Raw genomic sequence first — 17721 nt, 5'->3', positions numbered from 1 at the left:
GCGTACAGACTAGTCCGACCGCAGGATTGTTCCCCGGGATTGTAGCGCGCATTTTGTCCGATGTCGGGGGCGGATCGGACCGCTACTCTCCAAGCGACCTGACTGACATGTTTAAGGCACCTCCTTTTGACTGGGAGGCGTTGCCGTTTTGCGGGAGGTAAGAAAATGGCACTGGTTGGTAGGCAAGATGATGGAATTCTTGGTCGCCAATATGGAAGTTTCGGGGGAAAGCCTGTCTCCGCCTTGAGAACGCAAGGTGAGCATGCTTCCGCTTGGCATCAAGCACCACAACGGTTCGACAGCGTTGCTGTCGAGCCACGGCAGAGCAGCCTTGCATCTGTTGTGAGAATGCTTGATCGCATCGGTTGTGGCTACCTGATCCTGAACAGCGACAGGAAGGTCATGGAGTGGAATTCAGCCGCTCAAAACACCTTGGAGCGCGAAGGCGAGGCAGCCGATACGGCCAGCAAGGTATTTGCTGCGCTGAGACGGCTGATCGCAAACGTGCCGGGCAATTTTTCTCCTGGCACGCTTTCATGGGTGGTGATCCGAGGCATGGGCGACAGGCCCCTGATATTGAACGAGAAGGGCATAGCAACGCCTGACGCGACAAGCATCGTGGCGCTGCTGGATCGTGAAAACAGGTCCGGGCCAAATCCCCAGACGCTGCAAAGAATGTTTGGTCTGACGAGTGCCGAAACGCAGCTCGCACTGCGCTTGGCGCAGGGCGATGCCCCTTTGGAAATAGCCCGCAAGCGGCGCTTGAGCCGGACCACGATAAGGTCGCAGCTGGCGTCGCTGTTCGCCAAGACCGAAACACGGCGACAGGCGGAACTGGTAGCTCTTCTTGGGCGCATATGCGTTTTGCCGTGAGGCAAACGCCTTTACCATGCGCGCGCACAACAGGCTTGTGCGCGCAATCTGTCGCTGATGTGCTTGTCGGCCAGCCTCACCTTACCGCCGTCGCGTGCGCACCCGTCCCAATCTTGGGCGGATTGCAAACACGTGATTAAGCACGTGCCAGCCCGCCACCTTCATGACCGAAGGCCGGAAGATCTGTATCCCATCCAGGAATGTGGTCAACCAGGACTGCTGGTGGAACCGCATGGGAATACGAGCAACCCGCAGCGCCCGCAGCAATGTCTCGGGAGGCGGGAGATGGTTGCGGTCTTTGATGAGATTCCAGTTAAGCTGCTTGACGGCGAGGGTCACTTCGTCGACCTCGCGGAAACTCTTTGACGTGGTAATGCTTGGATGGCTCGTTGCATCATAAAAGGTAAGCGGATCGCTTATCGCCACCATGTCCCCATGGCTGGCTAGATCGACGAAGAACAGTTGATCCACTCCGGCCGGAATCTCTTTGTGCGTGCGCATCAAGCAGCCGGCACGAATGACGTCGCTGTTGATCAACAATGTGGATGGAATGATCCCCAGGCAACGTGTCGCGCGCACCAGATAGAGGTCCATCAGGCACTGCTGGCTGGAATAAAGGGAGATCGCTTCCTGCTCCTTGGGGACTTGGCGAAATCTCACTCGCTTGTCCTCGATTATGTTTGCGGCTGACGTCATGAAGGCGACCGACGGGTGCTGTTTGGCAACTTCGGCGAATGTCCTGAGTGCACCTGGCGCAAGCCAGTCATCGTCGTGCAGCAACTTGATCCACCGTCCAGAGCAAGCCAGCATAGCGTTGTTGGTGTTCTCCACCTGACCGCGACCTCGGCTGTTCTCGATGATGCGGATGCGAGGTTCGCTTCGTGCATAGTCGGTCACGATAGCCCAGGTCTCGCCCTCCGGTCCCTCGTCGTCGCTCACGACCAACTCCCAATCGGAGTAATCCTGGCCCAGGACGCTGTCGATCGCCCTGCGGATCGTATCGGGCCGGCGAAAGGTTGGTATCCCGACAGAGATAAAAGGGCGTGACCATGAGACATCGGCACGGTCATGCTGGGTGACCGCAACTGCCGCTTGAAGATTGTCAACCGACGACGAATTCATGGTGTTTTTTCCTCGAGACATTCATGTTGGATGCACGTTGCAGCGCCTGCTGGTTGAGGGTCGTGGGTCAACAAATACAGCGATGCTGCCATTTTCAGAGCGAAACCCGACGCGCCGCCGGCGGCCATGAAATAGATGACGGTGACTGGCTGCCAGCCCGCCTGGGCGCCGGCGAGCAGCGGGCCAAACACGAGAACTGCTCGTGCGAGATCGATGACCAGTCTTGTTCCTTGCCGACGTAGCAGAGCGGGAACGTCGCTAAGCGGAGTCGACAACGCTTGTGCCGCGCCCATCAGCGCCAGTGCGGTCATGATTTCTGCGGTGGGCATCCAAGGCTCGCCCAGGAGCGGAACGACCACATAGGGCGCGGCGAGTCCAAGCAGCAATATCGGCACCGCGGTAAAGCCGGCAGCCAGCAGGAGAAGCCCGCGTGCCACGCCAAGCAGGTGTCCACGATTGTTGTTCTGGTTTGCTTCGGCGACAAAAACATTGCTGAGCGGTGAAGCGATCAGCGTCACTGGACCGGTAACCAGGCGCGTTGCTACGCCCAAATATCCGGCAAATGCGGTGCCGAACAGCCCACCGACAAGAACTGCCGGAAGATTGTTGATCGCTATGCTCGCGAGTGTTGCGGGGATATCGAACAGAGGAAATTTGTATTCCCGCCGGGCCTTTTCGAACACCGCACGCCAAGGTGCCCGGGCGATGCCGCGCAAATCCTCCCAGCTCGTCACCCGATAACCGATATACCCGATAAAGACGAACTGGCTCAAAATATGGGCATGGATCATCGCTTCGCCGCCAAGGTTGGCAATGCCGAAAACCAATTGCAGTGCAGCCATGCTCGCCGGCAGGATCAGCCGCCCAAGGGCAAAGTCGCGCAAAAGCCCGGCACGCAGGCTCCAGCAGTTCATGGCTTCGACCAGACCTGCGCCTCCCATTCCGATCGGAATGAGCCAGGCAAGCGAGCCGAGGCGGTTGGGAGCAAGGTTCGACAGCATCTGTCCGGCCGAAAAGGCCAGGACGGTGGTCACGAACACAGCCAAAAGGATAAGCTTGACCGTCACATAGGCCTGGGCGCTCCCCTTAACCCCATAGAGTGACGCCTCGAAGCGCAATGCTGCGACCCCGGCGAGTATGTTCACGATCGACAGATAAATCGTAAAGATGCCGAAATCCGCAGGCGAATAGAGCCGCGCCAAGACCGGAATCGCAGCAAGAAGGGTGAGTTGGCCGACAATTGCCATCGCCGACACTTCACCAGCTGCACGAATGATCGAACCGATCGTGCTCGGCCGAACAGCGATGATGGCTGTGTCGGCCGCGGGAACCATCTTGGGTCTCAGAAGGTCGCTCAGTGCCATCGGTTCGCGCTTCCGAGGGAGGCAAATATCGGGGATTGCCGCAGCCTACGATGCACACCGAACCTTGCCATCATTCACCTGAATGACGCGCTCTGCGGACAGGCTGCACCCTGAATCGTCCGGGCCGCTCCCTGGATGAACCGCCCCCGGATCGTCCGCGGCCCAAGGACGAGCCTGTGCTTGGTCATGCTATCTGCTCGCGCAAGAGGTCGGCGCTATCCTCGAGCCGATATCCGGCATGTTTTTTCAAGTTCACTTGCGTGAGGACGCTGCCGACGGGTACCGCAAGAGAACCGTTGCCCTGAAGGAGTTCCAGCACCCCGCGAGCGAGGGTACGTGGCGTTTTCCTCCATCGGACGGCAAAAAGCACCGCATCAGCCCATCCAGCCAGAAATTTGGCTTCCGGCCGCCCGAGCGCCGACGGCAGGTTTATGATGACGATGCGATAGGTCAAGTGCAGATCCGCCATCACTTTGCCCCCATCCTCGCAGGACAACACTGCCAGCAGATCGTCCGACGGAGCAGCGGTCATCACGTCGATGCCGATTTCATGCAGACTGGCCACGGCGTTTTCCAGGTTGCTGCGATTGCAGACATAGTCAGCGAAGGAATGGCGGCTCTTGCGCTCGCTGAACTGATGCAGGAACTCGAGCGTGAGTTGAACGCCCTTGCGTTCAAGATCGATCAAGAGAACACGGCCGCCCATCCGCGTGCCGGCCAGCGCCAGACTCCATGCGAGCTCGGTCCCCCCATCCTCCGGGACGCTGGAGGTGACAAGCGCCGTGTACGACGAACGAGCCCTCAGCGCATTGGGCGCCGCAGCAATCAGCAACGACGTCACGGCGCGGCTATAGGCGGAGCTGCGCTCGCCCAGGACAAGGGTTCGCAGTCGTTTGGCATGCACCCTGCCTGCTTCGGGAATCTGCCCCATACATGGAACCTTGAGCACCGCCTCCGCCTCGGTCTCACCGCGGAAAGTCCGATCGAAGTGATTGCGCATCGTGACGAAAATCGCGCCCAGTATAGCGAACACAATCATCCCGGGCGGAACAAGGAAGATGGCGGGCAAGGTCTGCGGGATGGTCGGCGGCCATGCCGCCGATAGGATGGAAATTCCAGCCGAGGGAACTCCGATACGCCGCGTCAGATCCTGTTGCCGGCCAAGAAGTTCGTTGTATCGCTGGGTCAGCAAACTGACCTGCGGCTCGAGAACCCGCAACCCGGAAAGCCGGCTGGCGGTGTCGGCCATGACCGCATCCAAAATGGCCTTCCGGCTCTCAAGAGTGGCGATCTGGGCACGGAAAATGTTTGCGTCCGCAGCAATCTTGTCGATGCCTTGTTCGACCTTGCTTTCGGTCAGGTTTCTGAGTTCTTGGTCCGCAGGCGCGCGAGCCTGTCGAGCCGCGAGATCGGCAAGTTCAGGCCCGCCAATGGCTTCGGCCACGGAGACGAAAGAAGCCCCCTGCGCTCGAAGCTCCTGAACATGTCGCAGCCGAGTTTCCACAGCGGCGAGATCTGCGTTTGACATTGACAATTGCTGGCTGAGGTCGGCCCGTTCCCTGGCTGCATTGTCCGCCGAGCCTTGGTCGATGGCTCCGTGGCTCAACCGATATTTCTCAAGGCGGTCGGCCGCTGCCTGCAGATCGTTTTGCAGCCTGGGCAGGCTGGTGGTGATCGCATCGAGTTCTTGCTGGTCGGATGCCTGCCTTCTCCTTATCAGATTGTCGACATAGACCTGAGCGAATGTGTTGGCCACGAGCGCCGCCCGCGCGGGACTGTCATCGGCGAAAGCGACGGAGACTACTCTCGATCGCAGCTCCTGCCCGACCCGCATTCCTTGCCGCAAGGCTCTCAATTCGGAGGCATCCTCGGCCTGTGAATCGCTGATTGTTTTGTCCGCTCCTGGCCACAGTCGGTCCAGTAGACCACCGGCAAGCGAGCGTGTCCTCGGGGGAGGGATGGCAGACGGCTCAAGCCGGGAATTCCCTCTAGCGGAATTGTCCTGTCCGGTTTCAGCCGCACCTGTCTTGCGCAGTGCCGCCATGACGCGGCGCAGATGGTCTTGCGACGATAGCATCGTGATGTGGTCATCTATGCTTGAATCAACGAGGTCCTGCGAAGACGGGGCGCCGACGGGCAGTGAACCGCGCGATGGGGCGTCGATGATAAGCTGAGTAGTTGCTTCGTAGAGAACCGGGCGAAGACTTCCCAGCAACCCCGCCAGCAGCCCGCCCAACACAGCGAAGACAACAATAGACCATTTTCGCCTTGCCAGAATCACGAAGAGTTGGCGCGACGCGGTGGGCGGCTCGACATATTCGCGCAATGACCGCACGTGCACTCTGCTTTCGAGAACCTGTGCTGGTGGTTGATTGATCCGTGGCAGCTGGATCGGGCTGATTGCGGAACCTACCATTTTATACTCCTGCCAGATCGGGTTCATGAATTGGGCCGGTTTGCTGTGTTTGCCGGTTGGCCTTGCTCCGCCAGGCCTGGAACATCAATGCGGACCACAATTCGCGCGAGCGGTTCTGGCCATCAATGTGATCGCGCCAGCAGGCGTCGATCTTCGCAGCGTCCAATACGTCACTGCTTTCTGCTCGCATGTCGGCGAGAAGATCGCTGGCCCAGTTGCGCAGCGGACCCCGCAGCCATGCTGCGATAGGGACATCGAAGCCCTGTTTCGGACGCTCGATCAGGTGCTGCGGGAGATAGCGGCGTAGCAATTGACGAAGGATCCATTTGCCGGCGCCATCACGAACTTTCATGTTGGATGGCAGCCGCCAGGAGAATTCGACAACGCGGTGGTCAAGCAGAGGACACCGGCCCTCAAGGCTGTTGGCCATAGTGGCACGGTCCAGCTTCACCAAGATATCGCCAGGCAAGTACCCCGCCATGTCATCGCACAGAAGACGGGAGAGCAGGTCGTCAAGCGGCGGACCGCCGTGGCAGTGGATTGGTTCGGTGGGCCGCTGACGTCCCAGGTTTTCAGCCTGTGGCCGCGCCAGCCGCTGAAACAATTCGTCTTCATTCGATGCCGCGAGCAGCCGGGCGAGACGTTCCATCCGGTCGCTCCGGATAAAATGCCTCGCGCTCGCAGAGAGTGGCAGTTTGCCGATGACATCGTCGCGTCCGGCGCGTGCGAAAAAACCTGCCCCTGCCGCCAAGGTTCGGCGCAGTTGTCGGGGCAGGCGCAGGTGTCGTTTCAACCGCTCCGCCATGAAGTGGCGGCCGTATCCTGCGAAGCATTCGTCACCGCCGTCGCCCGACAGCGCTACGGTGACGTGCTGACGAGCGAGCCTGGCAACGAGCAAGGTCGGTATCTGCGATTCATCGGCGAAGGGTTCATCCCAGACCTGCGGCAACTCGGGAATGACGTCACGTGCGGCGCTGGGCGAGAGGTGAAGTTCGGAGTGGTCGGTGCCCAGATGACGGGCAACGGCCGCTGCGTATGGAGCTTCATCAAAGCCGCCCTCTGCGAACGAGATCGTGAAACTGCGAACCGGCTTGCAGGATTGAGCCTGCATCAGGGCGATCACGGCTGAGCTGTCGATCCCGCCCGACAGGAAGCCACCCAGAGGGACGTCGGCGATCATGCGTTCCCGCACGGCCAGCCGAAGCCGGTTGTCCAGTTCGTCAACCAGATCTTCGTCGGTGCCGGTAGCGGGGTTCCGTCGCCCATCGGCTGCAACGTCAGCCAGTGACCACCAGCGGTGAATGCGTTGGGAAAGACGGTCCGCGCTGCGGTCTTCGGCATAATTCGCCGCGGTGACGGAAAGGACGGAACCAGGCGGCAGTTTGAACACGCCTCGCCAGATACAGAGATGGTCCGGCACCCATCCCGTTGAAAGCATTGCCGCCGCGGCATCAAGATCAAGGTCGGGAGAGAAGCCCGGAAAGGTGTTGATCGCCTTCAGCTCAGAGGCGAAGACCAATGCGTCTCGGGTCGAAGCAACATAGAGGGGCTTTTTGCCCATCCTGTCACGGGCCAGATAAAGGCTTCTTGTCTTCAGATCCCACAATGCGAACACGAACATTCCGGCAAAGCGTTTGAGGGCGGTCTCAAGCCCCCAATGCTCGATTGCGCTGAGCATCACTTCGGTGTCGCTGGCGCCTTGAAAGGTTTGGCCCGCACCCTCGAGTTCGCAACGCAAATCGCGAAAATTGTATATCTCACCGTTGAAGGTGATCACGTACCGGCCGCTGGCAGAATGCATCGGCTGGTGCCCGGCGGCTGACAGGTCGACAATTGCCAATCGCCTGTGGCCCAATGCGATTCCAGCCTCGCGATCGGCCCAGAGCCCTTCGCCATCCGGGCCCCGGTGACGCAGCGATGCGGTCATCCGCCCGATCGCTTGGAGCGGCTTTATGTCTGTGGCATCGGAAGCCAATAGAATTCCGGCGATCCCACACATTTAGGGCACCCTGGGCTCGGCAAGTTGCTGCCGAAGTGCGGTCGGATTTCCGGCAACGAGGCAGAAAGCCAGCGAAAACCACACGATCGGATGGCGGATGATCAGGTGAGGCATGCTGAAGATTATCGTCGACGCACCGAGCACCAGCAGCGCGTCGAATCCCGCTCGCCAGGCAAGCGACATTGCGGCTCCCACGATCCAGACCAATGCCATCACCGCAAGCAATCCGCCCTGCAGGTAAAGGTCAAGAACGGTATTATGGGCCTCGAAAGGTCGCTGCAGAAATTGACGGTCGGCGACGGGCGGGCGCTCGAGGTGAGGCCCAGGGCCCAATCCCAGCGACCCGGATTTCAACCCCGTTTCCACCGCGTCCTGCCACAGATAGAGCCGGAGTTCGAACGTTTCGAGTGTCGCTTCCCCACCCTGGTCCTTGGTAAGGCTCTTGGCAAAATGGGCGACGCTGGCCTCTTCGGTGAGCGCGTAGGGCGTCATCGCCAGCGCTAAAGGCAAGGAACCCGCCAACAGCACAATTGCTGCCAAGCGGGGCAGGCTGGCGCGACCGCTTGTTGCGATCCATGCACGAAGCCGCAATCCGAGAAAGACGAGGCAGCTCAGGATACTGGTGTAGAGATAGGTGTCGCTCTTCGTCAGCCGGCCGACATAAAAGGTCAGGATCAGGCTGGAGAATGCGAGCAAACGGCGCCATGGGTTGCGGGTGGTCGTGGCAAGGTGCAAAGCCAGGGGGCCAAAAAGCGCGCAATAGAGCGCAAGTTGGTTCGGGTTCTCGGACCAGCCACGGAATCTGTCCCAAAACCAGGGGTCGACGCCGGGCTGGTGGGCTACCCCAAATGCCAATCCCAGCTGAATTACGAAGCTTCCATTGGCGATGGCGATCACCCACCAGGCACTGCGGCGAAGGTGACGATCGGCGTCGGGCTCCGCGGCCGCCAGGCATGTGAAGCCGGCCAGCAGCATGTAGGCCATCAGGTCATGTACCAGCCCGGTCAAGTAAAGGACGGTGGTCAGGTAGCCGACGATCGTGCCGATTCCCAAAGCCAGCGACAAGATCAGCCAGAAGCTCGCCAGTTGGACAAAAGCGGGTGTGACCTGGAGACGACCCCCGGCGAATATTCGTCCAATCGCCAGAACGATCCAGATCGCGATGAACAATTCGCCATAGCCGAGCGGCAATCCCGGAACGGCCAGTTGCGTCGCGTAGGACATCGCAACTCCCAGGGCGAGCAAGGCGTCCCGGATCATTGACGTGCTCCGCCCCGGTGATCTGCGAGGGTGCCCTCAAGTGCGACAGCAGGGAGCGGTCGCGGAAGCCCCGCGCGGAGTGTGTTTTCGTACAGGTCGCAGTACTGATCGACCACCAACGGCAGGGCAAATCGCTCCCGCACAAGTTCAGCGGAACGGACGCCCATTGCCTTTGCCCCAGCGCGGTCGGACAGCAAGTCTATTGTTCGCGAGGCAAGGGCATCGGCGTCATGCGGTGCAACCAGGTAGCCATTCCACCCGTCTTCGACGACGTCTCTGCAGCCTGGCATCCTGGAAGCCACGATTGGCAGTCCCGAAAGCCCCGCTTCCAGCAACACACGCGGTACTCCTTCGCGATACTGGGTGGGAAAGGCGAATACATCGGCCATGCCGAGGAGATCAGCGACATCGCGTCGTGGACCCAAAGCCAGCACATGAGATGCGTGCCGGTCGATCTCGGACTTGTCGATTGCGAATGAGCCTTCGGATTCTCGCGGGCCGACAAGCACAAATCGTGCTGCTGGTCTTTCGGCCACGACGCGAGGAACCGCCTCGAGGAGGGTTCCCACACCCTTCTGACGGGTCAAGCGGCCGACAAAGATCACCACTTCGGCGGACTGGAGGCCGAGTTCCCTACGCATCTTCGTTGCCGAGGACCCGAGATGGCGCACCGTTGCGAACGCATCGACATCGATTCCGGAACTGCGTATCAGTCGCGAGCTTCCGCGACCGGTCAGCCGAAAGCGCTCGAAGAACAGTTGGTCATCACGATTTTGGAAAACGGTCGCCGCCGTCCACGAAGACGCGAGCCATTGCAGCGCGCAATAGACCGGACGCAGGGCCAAAGCGCGAGGCGCCAGAGATGAGAACGTCCAGCCCAGCCCGTTGATGGTGCGAATAACCGGAACTGTTCCCCGCATGGAAAGGGGCGTCAACAGATTTGGCTTGGTGTCGAAACTCTGGATGATGTCGGGCCGAAGCTCCCGCATCAATCGGCGCATCGTTCCGAGAGCACGCCATTCCCCGCCGCCAGATGCAAACCGGTCGAAGGAGAACCTGTGATGCGAAATGTCATGCCTTAAAAACGGTACGGGAGAACCGCTCGAGACCGCCGTAACGCGAAAGCCTTTCTCTCGCAGCGCGATGAGGAAGGGAACTCTCAAGGCGTGATCCTCGCCTCCCACGCAGACCAGATGTGGGTTCATCTGCCTCTCCCCAGCGCACACGGCGGGCAATCGAGTAACTGACGCTCTCGATGCTGCCACGGCCCGGTTTCATCACCTATGAGCGCATCCCGCCCGAGTGCACGCTATGGGGAGGCCGGGTTCCTGTCCTCGTCCGTTTGAATGACACCATGATGTTTGGAAAGGGGTAGGACCAGTGAGGCGAGATTCCCTCGCAGTGGGGAGCGCTAATGTCCCTCCTGCCTTGCCGATGCAGTCTCACCGGGACGCCCCCACGGCATTGCCTGAAGTGGGCACGATGAGTGGCTGGAGTAAGGCGTGGCGGACCTGAACTCCGCGGCTCGCTGATGGGCGCGAAGTTCGGACGCTCGGCCCAAACGACTGTCGGCGAGGCCCCAAGACCTCGCCGACCTTTTAAGGCATTCGTCGCTGGAGCGTCAGGTGACCAGGAAAGACGATGCGGTAATCGACAGATGCGGAGAGAGGCTCGCGAAATGGATCTGGTTTGCGCCTCCGACGCCGTCGCTGTCGAAAGAAAGAGCTCCGGTCGAACTGTTGTAGATAATGTGATCGGAACTGTCATGCGCCGCTTTGCCGGCAAAGAAAGCGTCCGACGAGAGGCCCCCCTGATCGAGACCGGCAAAGATGGAATGGTCGAGGTGGATCTTGTCCTGGGCTTTGTTGAAATCAGTGATCGTGTCGACGTTTCCAGAACCAAGGGCGGTACTGAACACGAAGGCATCTCTGCCCCCGTGCCCGGTCAGCGTATCGGCCCCGCCGCCACCGTCGATCTTGTTGTTACCGGCATTGCCGTGAATGGTCTGTCCGAATTCGTTGCCGGTCAGATTGATGGCGGCCTTGCCGGACGTCTTGGTGGTTGCGAGTTGCTCGATGTGCGAGCCAGCCGAAAGAGCGAAGCTCACCGAGGCAAGAACCTTGTCGAGGCCGCTTCCTCTCTGCTCCACCACCTTGTCGTGGGCATTGTCGACGTAATAGGTGTCATTGCCGCCATAGCCGGTCATCTTGTCGGCGCCACCGCCGCCATTGATCTTGTTGGCACCGCCATTTCCATAGATGGCTTGACCGAATTCGTTGCCGGTCAGGTTGATGGACGCCCTGCCACCCGAATTGGCGGTGGAGAGCTGCTCGACATGTGATCCCGCCGTAAGAGCGTAACTCACCGAGGCCGCGACCTTGTCGAAGCCCCCGTTTGGCGCTTCCATGACCTTGTCATGAGCATTGTTGACGAGATATTTGTCATTGCCCCTGGTTGCGTGGAAAACGTCTGCGCCGCGCGTGCCATGGAAGACATGATCGCTGCCCGACGGGGCCGGCGCGGTGGGAGCAGGGGTGCCGACGTGAGTAGGAGGTGTGGTCGGTGTGCCGACCGGATCACTGACCGGGGGCGTGACAGGATCACTAACCGGGGGCGAGACCGGGGCATGGGTGCCCTCGAGATTGTGCTGGAGGAAAAAGGCTTTCAGTTCCGAGGCGCTTTCAAGCGCGGTGTCGCCATTCTGCGTTCCCCATTTATAGGTATAGTCAAAGGCCGGCGACGGAACCAGTGCGGCCCAACGATCAATCATGGCCTGCTCCTGGGCAGCGGTGGGCATGACAAACTTGCCGCCAGCGCTGGTTTCCCAGTTGCCACCACCGAACGCCTGGTAAAGCGGGACGATCTTGTCAATCGGGATGCCTGCTTCACCGGCAGCCGCAACCATCTTGTCGATATGGGTGTAGTCGGGAGCCGAAGTGTTGTTGATGGGGTAATAGCCGATACCGTAGAAATCGATGCCCGTATTCGCCGGATTGTAAGCGGCGTGGGCCGGGTCGTTCGGGTTCATGTAGCTCGGGGAGCCATCCGTGCCCAAGTTCATCATCGTGATGAAGGTCTTGGCGCCGGGAACATGAGAATGAATCCAGTCGGATTCCGCCTTTAGGTTTGCAGCGGTTGCGTAGCTGCCCCACTTGCCTGTCGGATCAGGCTCGTCGCTAAGGTAAAACCCGAACACATTTGGATTACCTATGAAGGGAGTGACTTTATCAATGAAAGACGAAGTTACTCCGTCGTGCTCACCGAGATAAACCAAGCCTTTCATGCCATCCGGCAAGGCATTGACTTGCGAAACGTACTGAACATCAGCCAGATTGAATCCGGCGGTTGCGATCTCGGCGGCTGATCCACCGGACGCGTAGTGGAGTGTCATCCAAAAATCCTTTGGTTGATTCGGTTATGCCCCACGTCTGCTTAGTTGACGGCGCATATTAGGCCCAAATCAAATACGACACCCGCTGGATAGAATCTTTGATCACCGACAGGATTGCTGCAGAGCAGGAGATGTTCCGCTTCGGTCAACCGAAGTCTTTTAAAACAGTGCCGCAACAACGACATAAGCCCCTCTCATCCGGCTCATTGTTGAGCCGCGTGATTGGGAAATATCCGCCTTTCCCGACCGGGTTATCCCCAACTAGGGGAAAGCCAATTGGGGGTGCCTCGGCACATGAACCGAGGCTTGCGCTGACGCCCTCGCGGCTCACCCGCCAACTTGACGGTCGAAAGATCGTGCCGCTTGCGGCGTGAAGCGGCCACCTATCGCTGCTTTAGGAGCACTTTCTGCCTTGATCCTATTTAAAAAATCGATGGCCCAACTCTCGTTTGAAATATGATCCGACCCAGCGCATGGAGAAAAAGTCATCTCTCCAAAATATATGTCACCGTTAATGCTGTACAAATCAACCCTGACAAACTCAACATCCCTAGATATCATTTCCGCGATCTCGATCATTTTTTCGAGATTTTCCGGCCTTTCTACGTTTTCTGGCAGGTCATAACCATACATGACATCAATCTGCTTAAAATCAGGAAGAGAAAAGACAGCCCTTTTATGATCAACAAATCTACCGACGTCGACCTGAAGATAAATTGCCTTGCCGCGAACGCAAAAGAATTTGTAGTCACTTAATTCACCACCAGTAGAAATGTTCTCTTCGACAATTAATTTCTTTTCCATTTTATAATATTGTGTCTCTCGCCCAATATTGAAGTACGACCTCTTAGAGAAATTTAAGAATCCCTCTATGGTTTTCCTATTGAGCGGTTTGTCGAGGAATATAATTTTTCCAGAGGAATGGGTCGGCTTCATCACGAAATGACGTCCGAGAAAAGGCTGGATCCAAAGTAAAATGTCATCTGCCGTCGTATTTCTATCTATCTTGAATACAGAGATCGTCTTTGGGATTTTAAGGCCTGCGATTCCACTAGCTATGTATTTAGCATAATGCTTATCAACGCAAATCTTCTCAAGGTATCCCCATCTATTTCGTATCATTCTGTCAAATATAAAATCATTTATCGTAGCCGATTGACTGGAAACCCGTCTTGGGAACCTATTGTTCCCGTTAAAGAATCCCGCTGCTGCTATGGGGTAGTTCAGAACGTAGAAATTCGGGGTTATCAAGCTGACCCTATATATCGTTTCCCAGACAGCTCTTCTTAATTTCTGATACTTCTTTTCCACGCAACACCCCACTACGCGGATAACGCACCGGCTAACGCGGCGTCCGCTCTGATAACGACGATGGCGAAGGCGCGATCCGCCTCCTTGGGCAGGTTGGCAGCCGTCACAGATGGGGCCGGTCGAACCCGTCGGCCAGCGCCCCGAGGTGAACGAGCCCTCCAGTCGCCATCCCTGCGCATGCGTTAAACCACAATACGTCAGGCTCGATCACCGTCCTCCTCCGTTTGAATGACGATCCGGCGTGCCGGCCTGACGGTCGTCAATTTGCCGCCTCTGGAAGTCTGGGAGACTGATGGTCTGCTCGGGTGATTGGTGTATCGGGGTGAGATCAAATACAGAATACAGAACGACAAAAGGTTTGATTGATCTAAGTTGTTGCTCCGCATCAGGTATTTTGTGTCAACGACCGTGGCGTCTTTGAAAGTGTGTGGAAGCAAGGACATAAGCCCCTTTTGCGTGTTCCATTCTGGACTGCGTTACTAGCGTGAATTGCCGTTTTTTGGGGGAGTTATCCCCAGCCTGTGCACGCTGCGGGTCGCGTTTCGTTGGTCCTGCGCCACGAATCCGCTGCATTTTCCTCAAAGTCGACGTATGTAAGCAGAGCGTAATAAGGGGGCGACGGATAGCGGCTGCTATGCGCACCAAGAAAGGTTTGAGCCATCACAATTTACGGAAGTAACGGCGCGGCAGTGTCGCGCGAACGACCGCTGGTCATGAAAACATCGGGGGCCGGTTCTCCCGAGCTGCGTTCCGCCATTCTCGCCTGCATGCCTGGGCTGCTTGGCGTGGCGCTGTTTTCGGCAGTGATAAACATTCTCGCCCTGACCGGTTCGGTTTATATGTTGCAGATCTACGATCGCGTTCTGCCGTCGCAGAGCGTTCCCACCCTGGTGGGGTTCACGATCGGCATGCTGGGCTTGTATGCGGTCTACGGGCTCCTGGATTTCGTGCGGCTTCGCGTGCTGGTCCGCATCGGCAGTCTTCTCTATAGAAATTTGCAGGAAAAGGTGTTCTCCATCTCCCTGTCCTTGCCGCTCAAGGCAGGACGTGATGCGGGCCGTCTGCAGCCTTTGCACGATCTTGACCGACTGCGCGGCTTTCTTTCCGGAACGGGACCGACGGTCATCTTCGACGCTCCGTGGATCCCTTTTTATCTGGTGATCATTTATTTGCTCCATCCTTTGCTCGGCTTGTTGGCAACCGTCGGCGCGATCGCCGTGGTCCTCCTGACGGCGGTTGCGGAAGTCTTTAGCCGTGGTCCGGCCGCGCGCGCCTCCGAAGACTTGTCGTCGCAACGGGCGCTTGCCGACTCCGCCCGGCGCAACGCCGAGGTTGTTCATGCAATGGGGCTTTCTGGTCGACTGGCTCGACGCTGGAGCGACGTCAGCCGCGCATATCTTGGTCAGCAGGAGCGCCTCTCGGATGTCGTCGGTGGCGCCAGTTCCTTCTCGAAGGCGCTTCGCATGGGTCTGCAATCCGGCGTTCTGGGGCTCGGTGCCTACCTGGTCATCGGCGGTGAAGCTTCTCCTGGGGTGATTATCGCATCTTCCATATTGCTCGGCCGGGCCTTGGCCCCAGTTGACGCGGCGATTGCAAACTGGAGAGGTCTTCTATCGACCCGGCGCAGCTATAGCGAGCTGGCAGCTGTCATGGCTGCATTTGGCAGTCAGGACGATCCGATGGAATTGCCTCGTCCACAGGCACGATTTGCCGTCGAGCAACTGACAGTCGCGCCGCCCGGCCTGACAAGACCGACCGTTGTAAATGTAAGTTTCCACCTGTCGAGGGGGGCTGGAATGGCCGTCGTCGGCCCGAGCGGCTCCGGCAAGACGACGCTGGCCCGTTCGTTGGTCGGGGTGTGGAAGCCGCTCCATGGCTCGGTGAGATTGGACGGCGCCTCTCTCGATCAATGGAACTCGGAACATCTCGGCGCCCATATCGGCTACATGCCGCAGGATGTGGAGTTGTTTGACGGCACGGTAGCAGACAACATTTCGAGGTTCCGAGGCAAGACGGATCCAAAAGGCGTCCTTGCGGCGGCAAGAGCCGCCGGCGTCGAGAAAATGATCATGCAACTCCCTCAGGGATTTCAGACCCGCATCGGGGAGGGGGGAGCAGCCCTGTCGGCAGGGCAGAGGCAACTCGTGGGTCTCGCCCGAGCACTTTATGGCGAGCCGTTCCTTGTCGTGCTCGACGAACCGAACTCGAACCTCGACGTGGATGGGGACGCTGCCCTGGCCGGCGCCATACGGGCAGTGCGTCAGCGCGGGGGCATCGTCATTGTCGTTGCCCATCGTCCCTCGGCACTCGCCAACATCGATCAGGTGCTGGTTATGTCGAATGGGACGGTTCATGCCTTCGGCTCGCGCGAGGAGGTCTTGGCGAACGTGCTCCGACCTTCACCGCCTGTTTCACCTCGGCCATCTTCTTTGGCGCCGATACCGGGGGTTGCCGGGCATGCATGAGGCTCTGCTCGAAACATTCGTCACCTTCTCGTCCTATGCCCGGACCCTTCGTGGCAGCAAAGGGCCTGCCGTGAGCTCGCCAGATCTGCCGGACGGTATACGGGCCAACCTGATATTCGGCTTGGTGATTACAGGTCTGCTGGTCCTCGGCGGCGGCCTGTGGCTGGGATTGACCAAGATCGCCGGCGCCGTGGTTGCACCGGCCACCGTGGTGGTAGAAAGCAACGTCAAGAAGGTCCAGCATCAAACCGGAGGAACAGTGGGCGGAATCTTCGCGCAGGACGGAGATCATGTACGAGCCGGCGACGTGCTGGTCAGGCTGGATGACACGCTGACACGCGCGAACCTGCAAATCATCAGCGAGGATCTCGATCGCGCGACCGTTCGCCTCGCCCGGCTGGAGGCCGAGCGCACGGGCTTGGCGGAAATGCAGCTGCCGGTCGACCTGAAGGCGCGAATGAACCAACCGGAGCTGGCTGCGCTCGTCAACGGCGAACGCGCTCTCTTTGAAACGCGCGCTTCGGCTTTGGCTGGACAGAAGGCGCAGTTGAGAAGCCAATCCCAGCAACTTGAACGTCAGATCGACGGTCTTAAAGCGCAACAGAGCGCGGTGGATGAATCGGTTGCCCTGCTGAGCAAGGATTTCGCCGACGTTGATTCCCTCTACGCCAAAAAACTCGTCTCCAAGGAGAGGGTAAGCAACATCAAGTTGGATGCCACCCGGGCCAGGGGAGAATCGGGGCGCCTCGCTGCAGCAGTAGCTGAAGCCCAGGCGCGCATCAGCGAAACGGGGTTGCAGATGCTGCAGCTGGATGACCAAAGGCGCACCGACGTGACGACCGAACTCCGCGAGACGGAAGCCAAGCAGACCGAACTCAACGAACGGAAGATTGTGGCGCAGGATGAACTGACCAAGACAACGATCCGCGCGCCACAGTCCGGAACGATACAGGAATCGGCTGTCCATACCGTCGGCGGCGTTATCGCGCCTGGCGAGATGCTTATGACCATCGTACCTGATACCGACGATCTTGTGGTGGACGCGCTGATCCCTCCGTCGCGGGTCGACGACGTCCGGCCTGGGCAGCCGGTGTCGATCCGTTTTCCGGCGTTCGACGTGGGAACCACTCCGGTCTGCCAAGGGTCAGTGAAACACATCTCGGCAGATCTGATTAAAGACCCGCAACGTCAGCTTTCCTATTTTTCGGCGCGTATCAAGGTTGAAAGCAAATCAAGCTGCCTGACCGAAGCGAAGGTGCTGAGGCCAGGTATGCCCGCCGAGGTTCATATCCGCACCGACGAACGCAATGTCTGGTCTTATCTGTTGAAACCCTTTGCGGATCAGATGTCCAAAGCGTTTACGCAGTGATGGCGAGGTGGAGGAGGGCGTGACCAATAGGATATCGGGATTTCTGGCGGCCCGACGGCTTTTGGGGGCGGGCGGCCGTCGAGCCTAACCGGCGACGCGGGGATGAAGCGCCTCCGGCTGGAGGAAACATGCGCGTTCTGTGACGCTACCG

At 58.9% G+C, this 17721-nt stretch carries 11 protein-coding genes; 3 read left to right on the top strand and 8 right to left on the bottom strand.

What is annotated here, in order from left to right; genetic code table 11:
• Positions 1 to 165: 165 nt before the first annotated feature.
• Positions 166 to 873, top strand: a complete 708-nt coding sequence (locus M729_RS01000000136300; RefSeq protein WP_013533112.1) for a helix-turn-helix transcriptional regulator — start codon at positions 166 to 168, stop codon at positions 871 to 873.
• Positions 874 to 954: 81 nt separating this feature from the next.
• On the opposite strand, the gene M729_RS0131705 is transcribed toward M729_RS01000000136300, so the two are convergent.
• From M729_RS0131705 to M729_RS0131670, 8 genes are all read right to left on the bottom strand, one after another.
• The gene (locus M729_RS0131705; protein ID WP_024502430.1) at positions 955 to 1995 is read right to left on the bottom strand and encodes a glycosyltransferase family 2 protein; all 1041 of its coding nucleotides are present in this window, start codon (positions 1993 to 1995) and stop codon (positions 955 to 957) included.
• Positions 1992 to 3359, bottom strand: coding sequence for a lipopolysaccharide biosynthesis protein (locus M729_RS0131700; RefSeq protein WP_013533110.1), 1368 nt, complete (start codon positions 3357 to 3359; stop codon positions 1992 to 1994). Before M729_RS0131700 ends, M729_RS0131705 begins: the two co-directional genes overlap by 4 nt.
• A gap of 184 nt (positions 3360 to 3543) precedes the next feature.
• Entirely contained in the window at positions 3544 to 5775 is a 2232-nt protein-coding gene (locus M729_RS0131695; RefSeq protein WP_027163962.1) for an exopolysaccharide transport family protein, read from the bottom strand.
• Position 5776: 1 nt separating this feature from the next.
• Positions 5777 to 7774, bottom strand: coding sequence for an asparagine synthase (glutamine-hydrolyzing) (gene asnB / locus M729_RS0131690; RefSeq protein ID WP_027163961.1), 1998 nt, complete (start codon positions 7772 to 7774; stop codon positions 5777 to 5779).
• The gene (locus M729_RS0131685) at positions 7775 to 9034 is read right to left on the bottom strand and encodes an O-antigen ligase family protein (protein ID WP_027163960.1); all 1260 of its coding nucleotides are present in this window, start codon (positions 9032 to 9034) and stop codon (positions 7775 to 7777) included.
• On the bottom strand, positions 9031 to 10239 hold the full coding sequence (locus M729_RS0131680) for a glycosyltransferase family 4 protein (protein ID WP_027163959.1): 1209 nt from the start codon (positions 10237 to 10239) through the stop codon (positions 9031 to 9033). The genes M729_RS0131685 and M729_RS0131680 overlap by 4 nt, the downstream gene beginning before the upstream one ends.
• 416 nt (positions 10240 to 10655) lie before the next feature.
• Positions 10656 to 12425: a calcium-binding protein gene (locus tag M729_RS0131675; RefSeq protein WP_027163958.1), complete on the bottom strand. Its 1770-nt coding sequence runs from the start codon at positions 12423 to 12425 to the stop codon at positions 10656 to 10658.
• Positions 12426 to 12752: 327 nt separating this feature from the next.
• A complete protein-coding gene (locus M729_RS0131670) occupies positions 12753 to 13736 on the bottom strand; it encodes an ATP-grasp fold amidoligase family protein (protein ID WP_198032155.1) in 984 nt (327 codons plus the stop codon).
• A 713-nt stretch (positions 13737 to 14449) separates the two neighbouring features.
• Between M729_RS0131670 and M729_RS0131665 the strand changes: the two genes are divergently transcribed.
• Positions 14450 to 16201 carry a type I secretion system permease/ATPase gene (locus M729_RS0131665; protein WP_032809719.1) on the top strand — a complete coding sequence of 584 codons (1752 nt, stop codon included), beginning with the start codon at positions 14450 to 14452 and terminating at the stop codon, positions 16199 to 16201.
• A complete protein-coding gene (locus tag M729_RS0131660) occupies positions 16194 to 17570 on the top strand; it encodes an HlyD family type I secretion periplasmic adaptor subunit (protein WP_084652777.1) in 1377 nt (458 codons plus the stop codon). Before M729_RS0131665 ends, M729_RS0131660 begins: the two co-directional genes overlap by 8 nt.
• Positions 17571 to 17721 lie beyond the last annotated feature (151 nt).

The organism is Mesorhizobium sp. WSM1293 (assembly GCF_000513875.1).
GTDB lineage: Bacteria > Pseudomonadota > Alphaproteobacteria > Rhizobiales > Rhizobiaceae > Mesorhizobium > Mesorhizobium ciceri.
The sequence above is the reverse complement of the archived record's forward strand: the minus strand, read 5'-3'. Positions and strand labels throughout refer to the sequence as shown.

What these genes read in the sequence shown, in the direction of transcription:
- M729_RS01000000136300 (WP_013533112.1), top strand. Translation starts at nt 166, where the DNA reads ATGGCACTGGTTGGTAGGCAAGATGATGGAATTCTTGGTCGCCAATAT.
- M729_RS0131705 (WP_024502430.1), bottom strand. Translation starts at nt 1,995, where the DNA reads ATGAATTCGTCGTCGGTTGACAATCTTCAAGCGGCAGTTGCGGTCACC.
- M729_RS0131700 (WP_013533110.1), bottom strand. Translation starts at nt 3,359, where the DNA reads ATGGCACTGAGCGACCTTCTGAGACCCAAGATGGTTCCCGCGGCCGAC.
- M729_RS0131695 (WP_027163962.1), bottom strand. Translation starts at nt 5,775, where the DNA reads ATGGTAGGTTCCGCAATCAGCCCGATCCAGCTGCCACGGATCAATCAA.
- asnB (WP_027163961.1), bottom strand. Translation starts at nt 7,774, where the DNA reads ATGTGTGGGATCGCCGGAATTCTATTGGCTTCCGATGCCACAGACATA.
- M729_RS0131685 (WP_027163960.1), bottom strand. Translation starts at nt 9,034, where the DNA reads ATGATCCGGGACGCCTTGCTCGCCCTGGGAGTTGCGATGTCCTACGCG.
- M729_RS0131680 (WP_027163959.1), bottom strand. Translation starts at nt 10,239, where the DNA reads ATGAACCCACATCTGGTCTGCGTGGGAGGCGAGGATCACGCCTTGAGA.
- M729_RS0131675 (WP_027163958.1), bottom strand. Translation starts at nt 12,425, where the DNA reads ATGACACTCCACTACGCGTCCGGTGGATCAGCCGCCGAGATCGCAACC.
- M729_RS0131665 (WP_032809719.1), top strand. Translation starts at nt 14,450, where the DNA reads ATGAAAACATCGGGGGCCGGTTCTCCCGAGCTGCGTTCCGCCATTCTC.
- M729_RS0131660 (WP_084652777.1), top strand. Translation starts at nt 16,194, where the DNA reads ATGCATGAGGCTCTGCTCGAAACATTCGTCACCTTCTCGTCCTATGCC.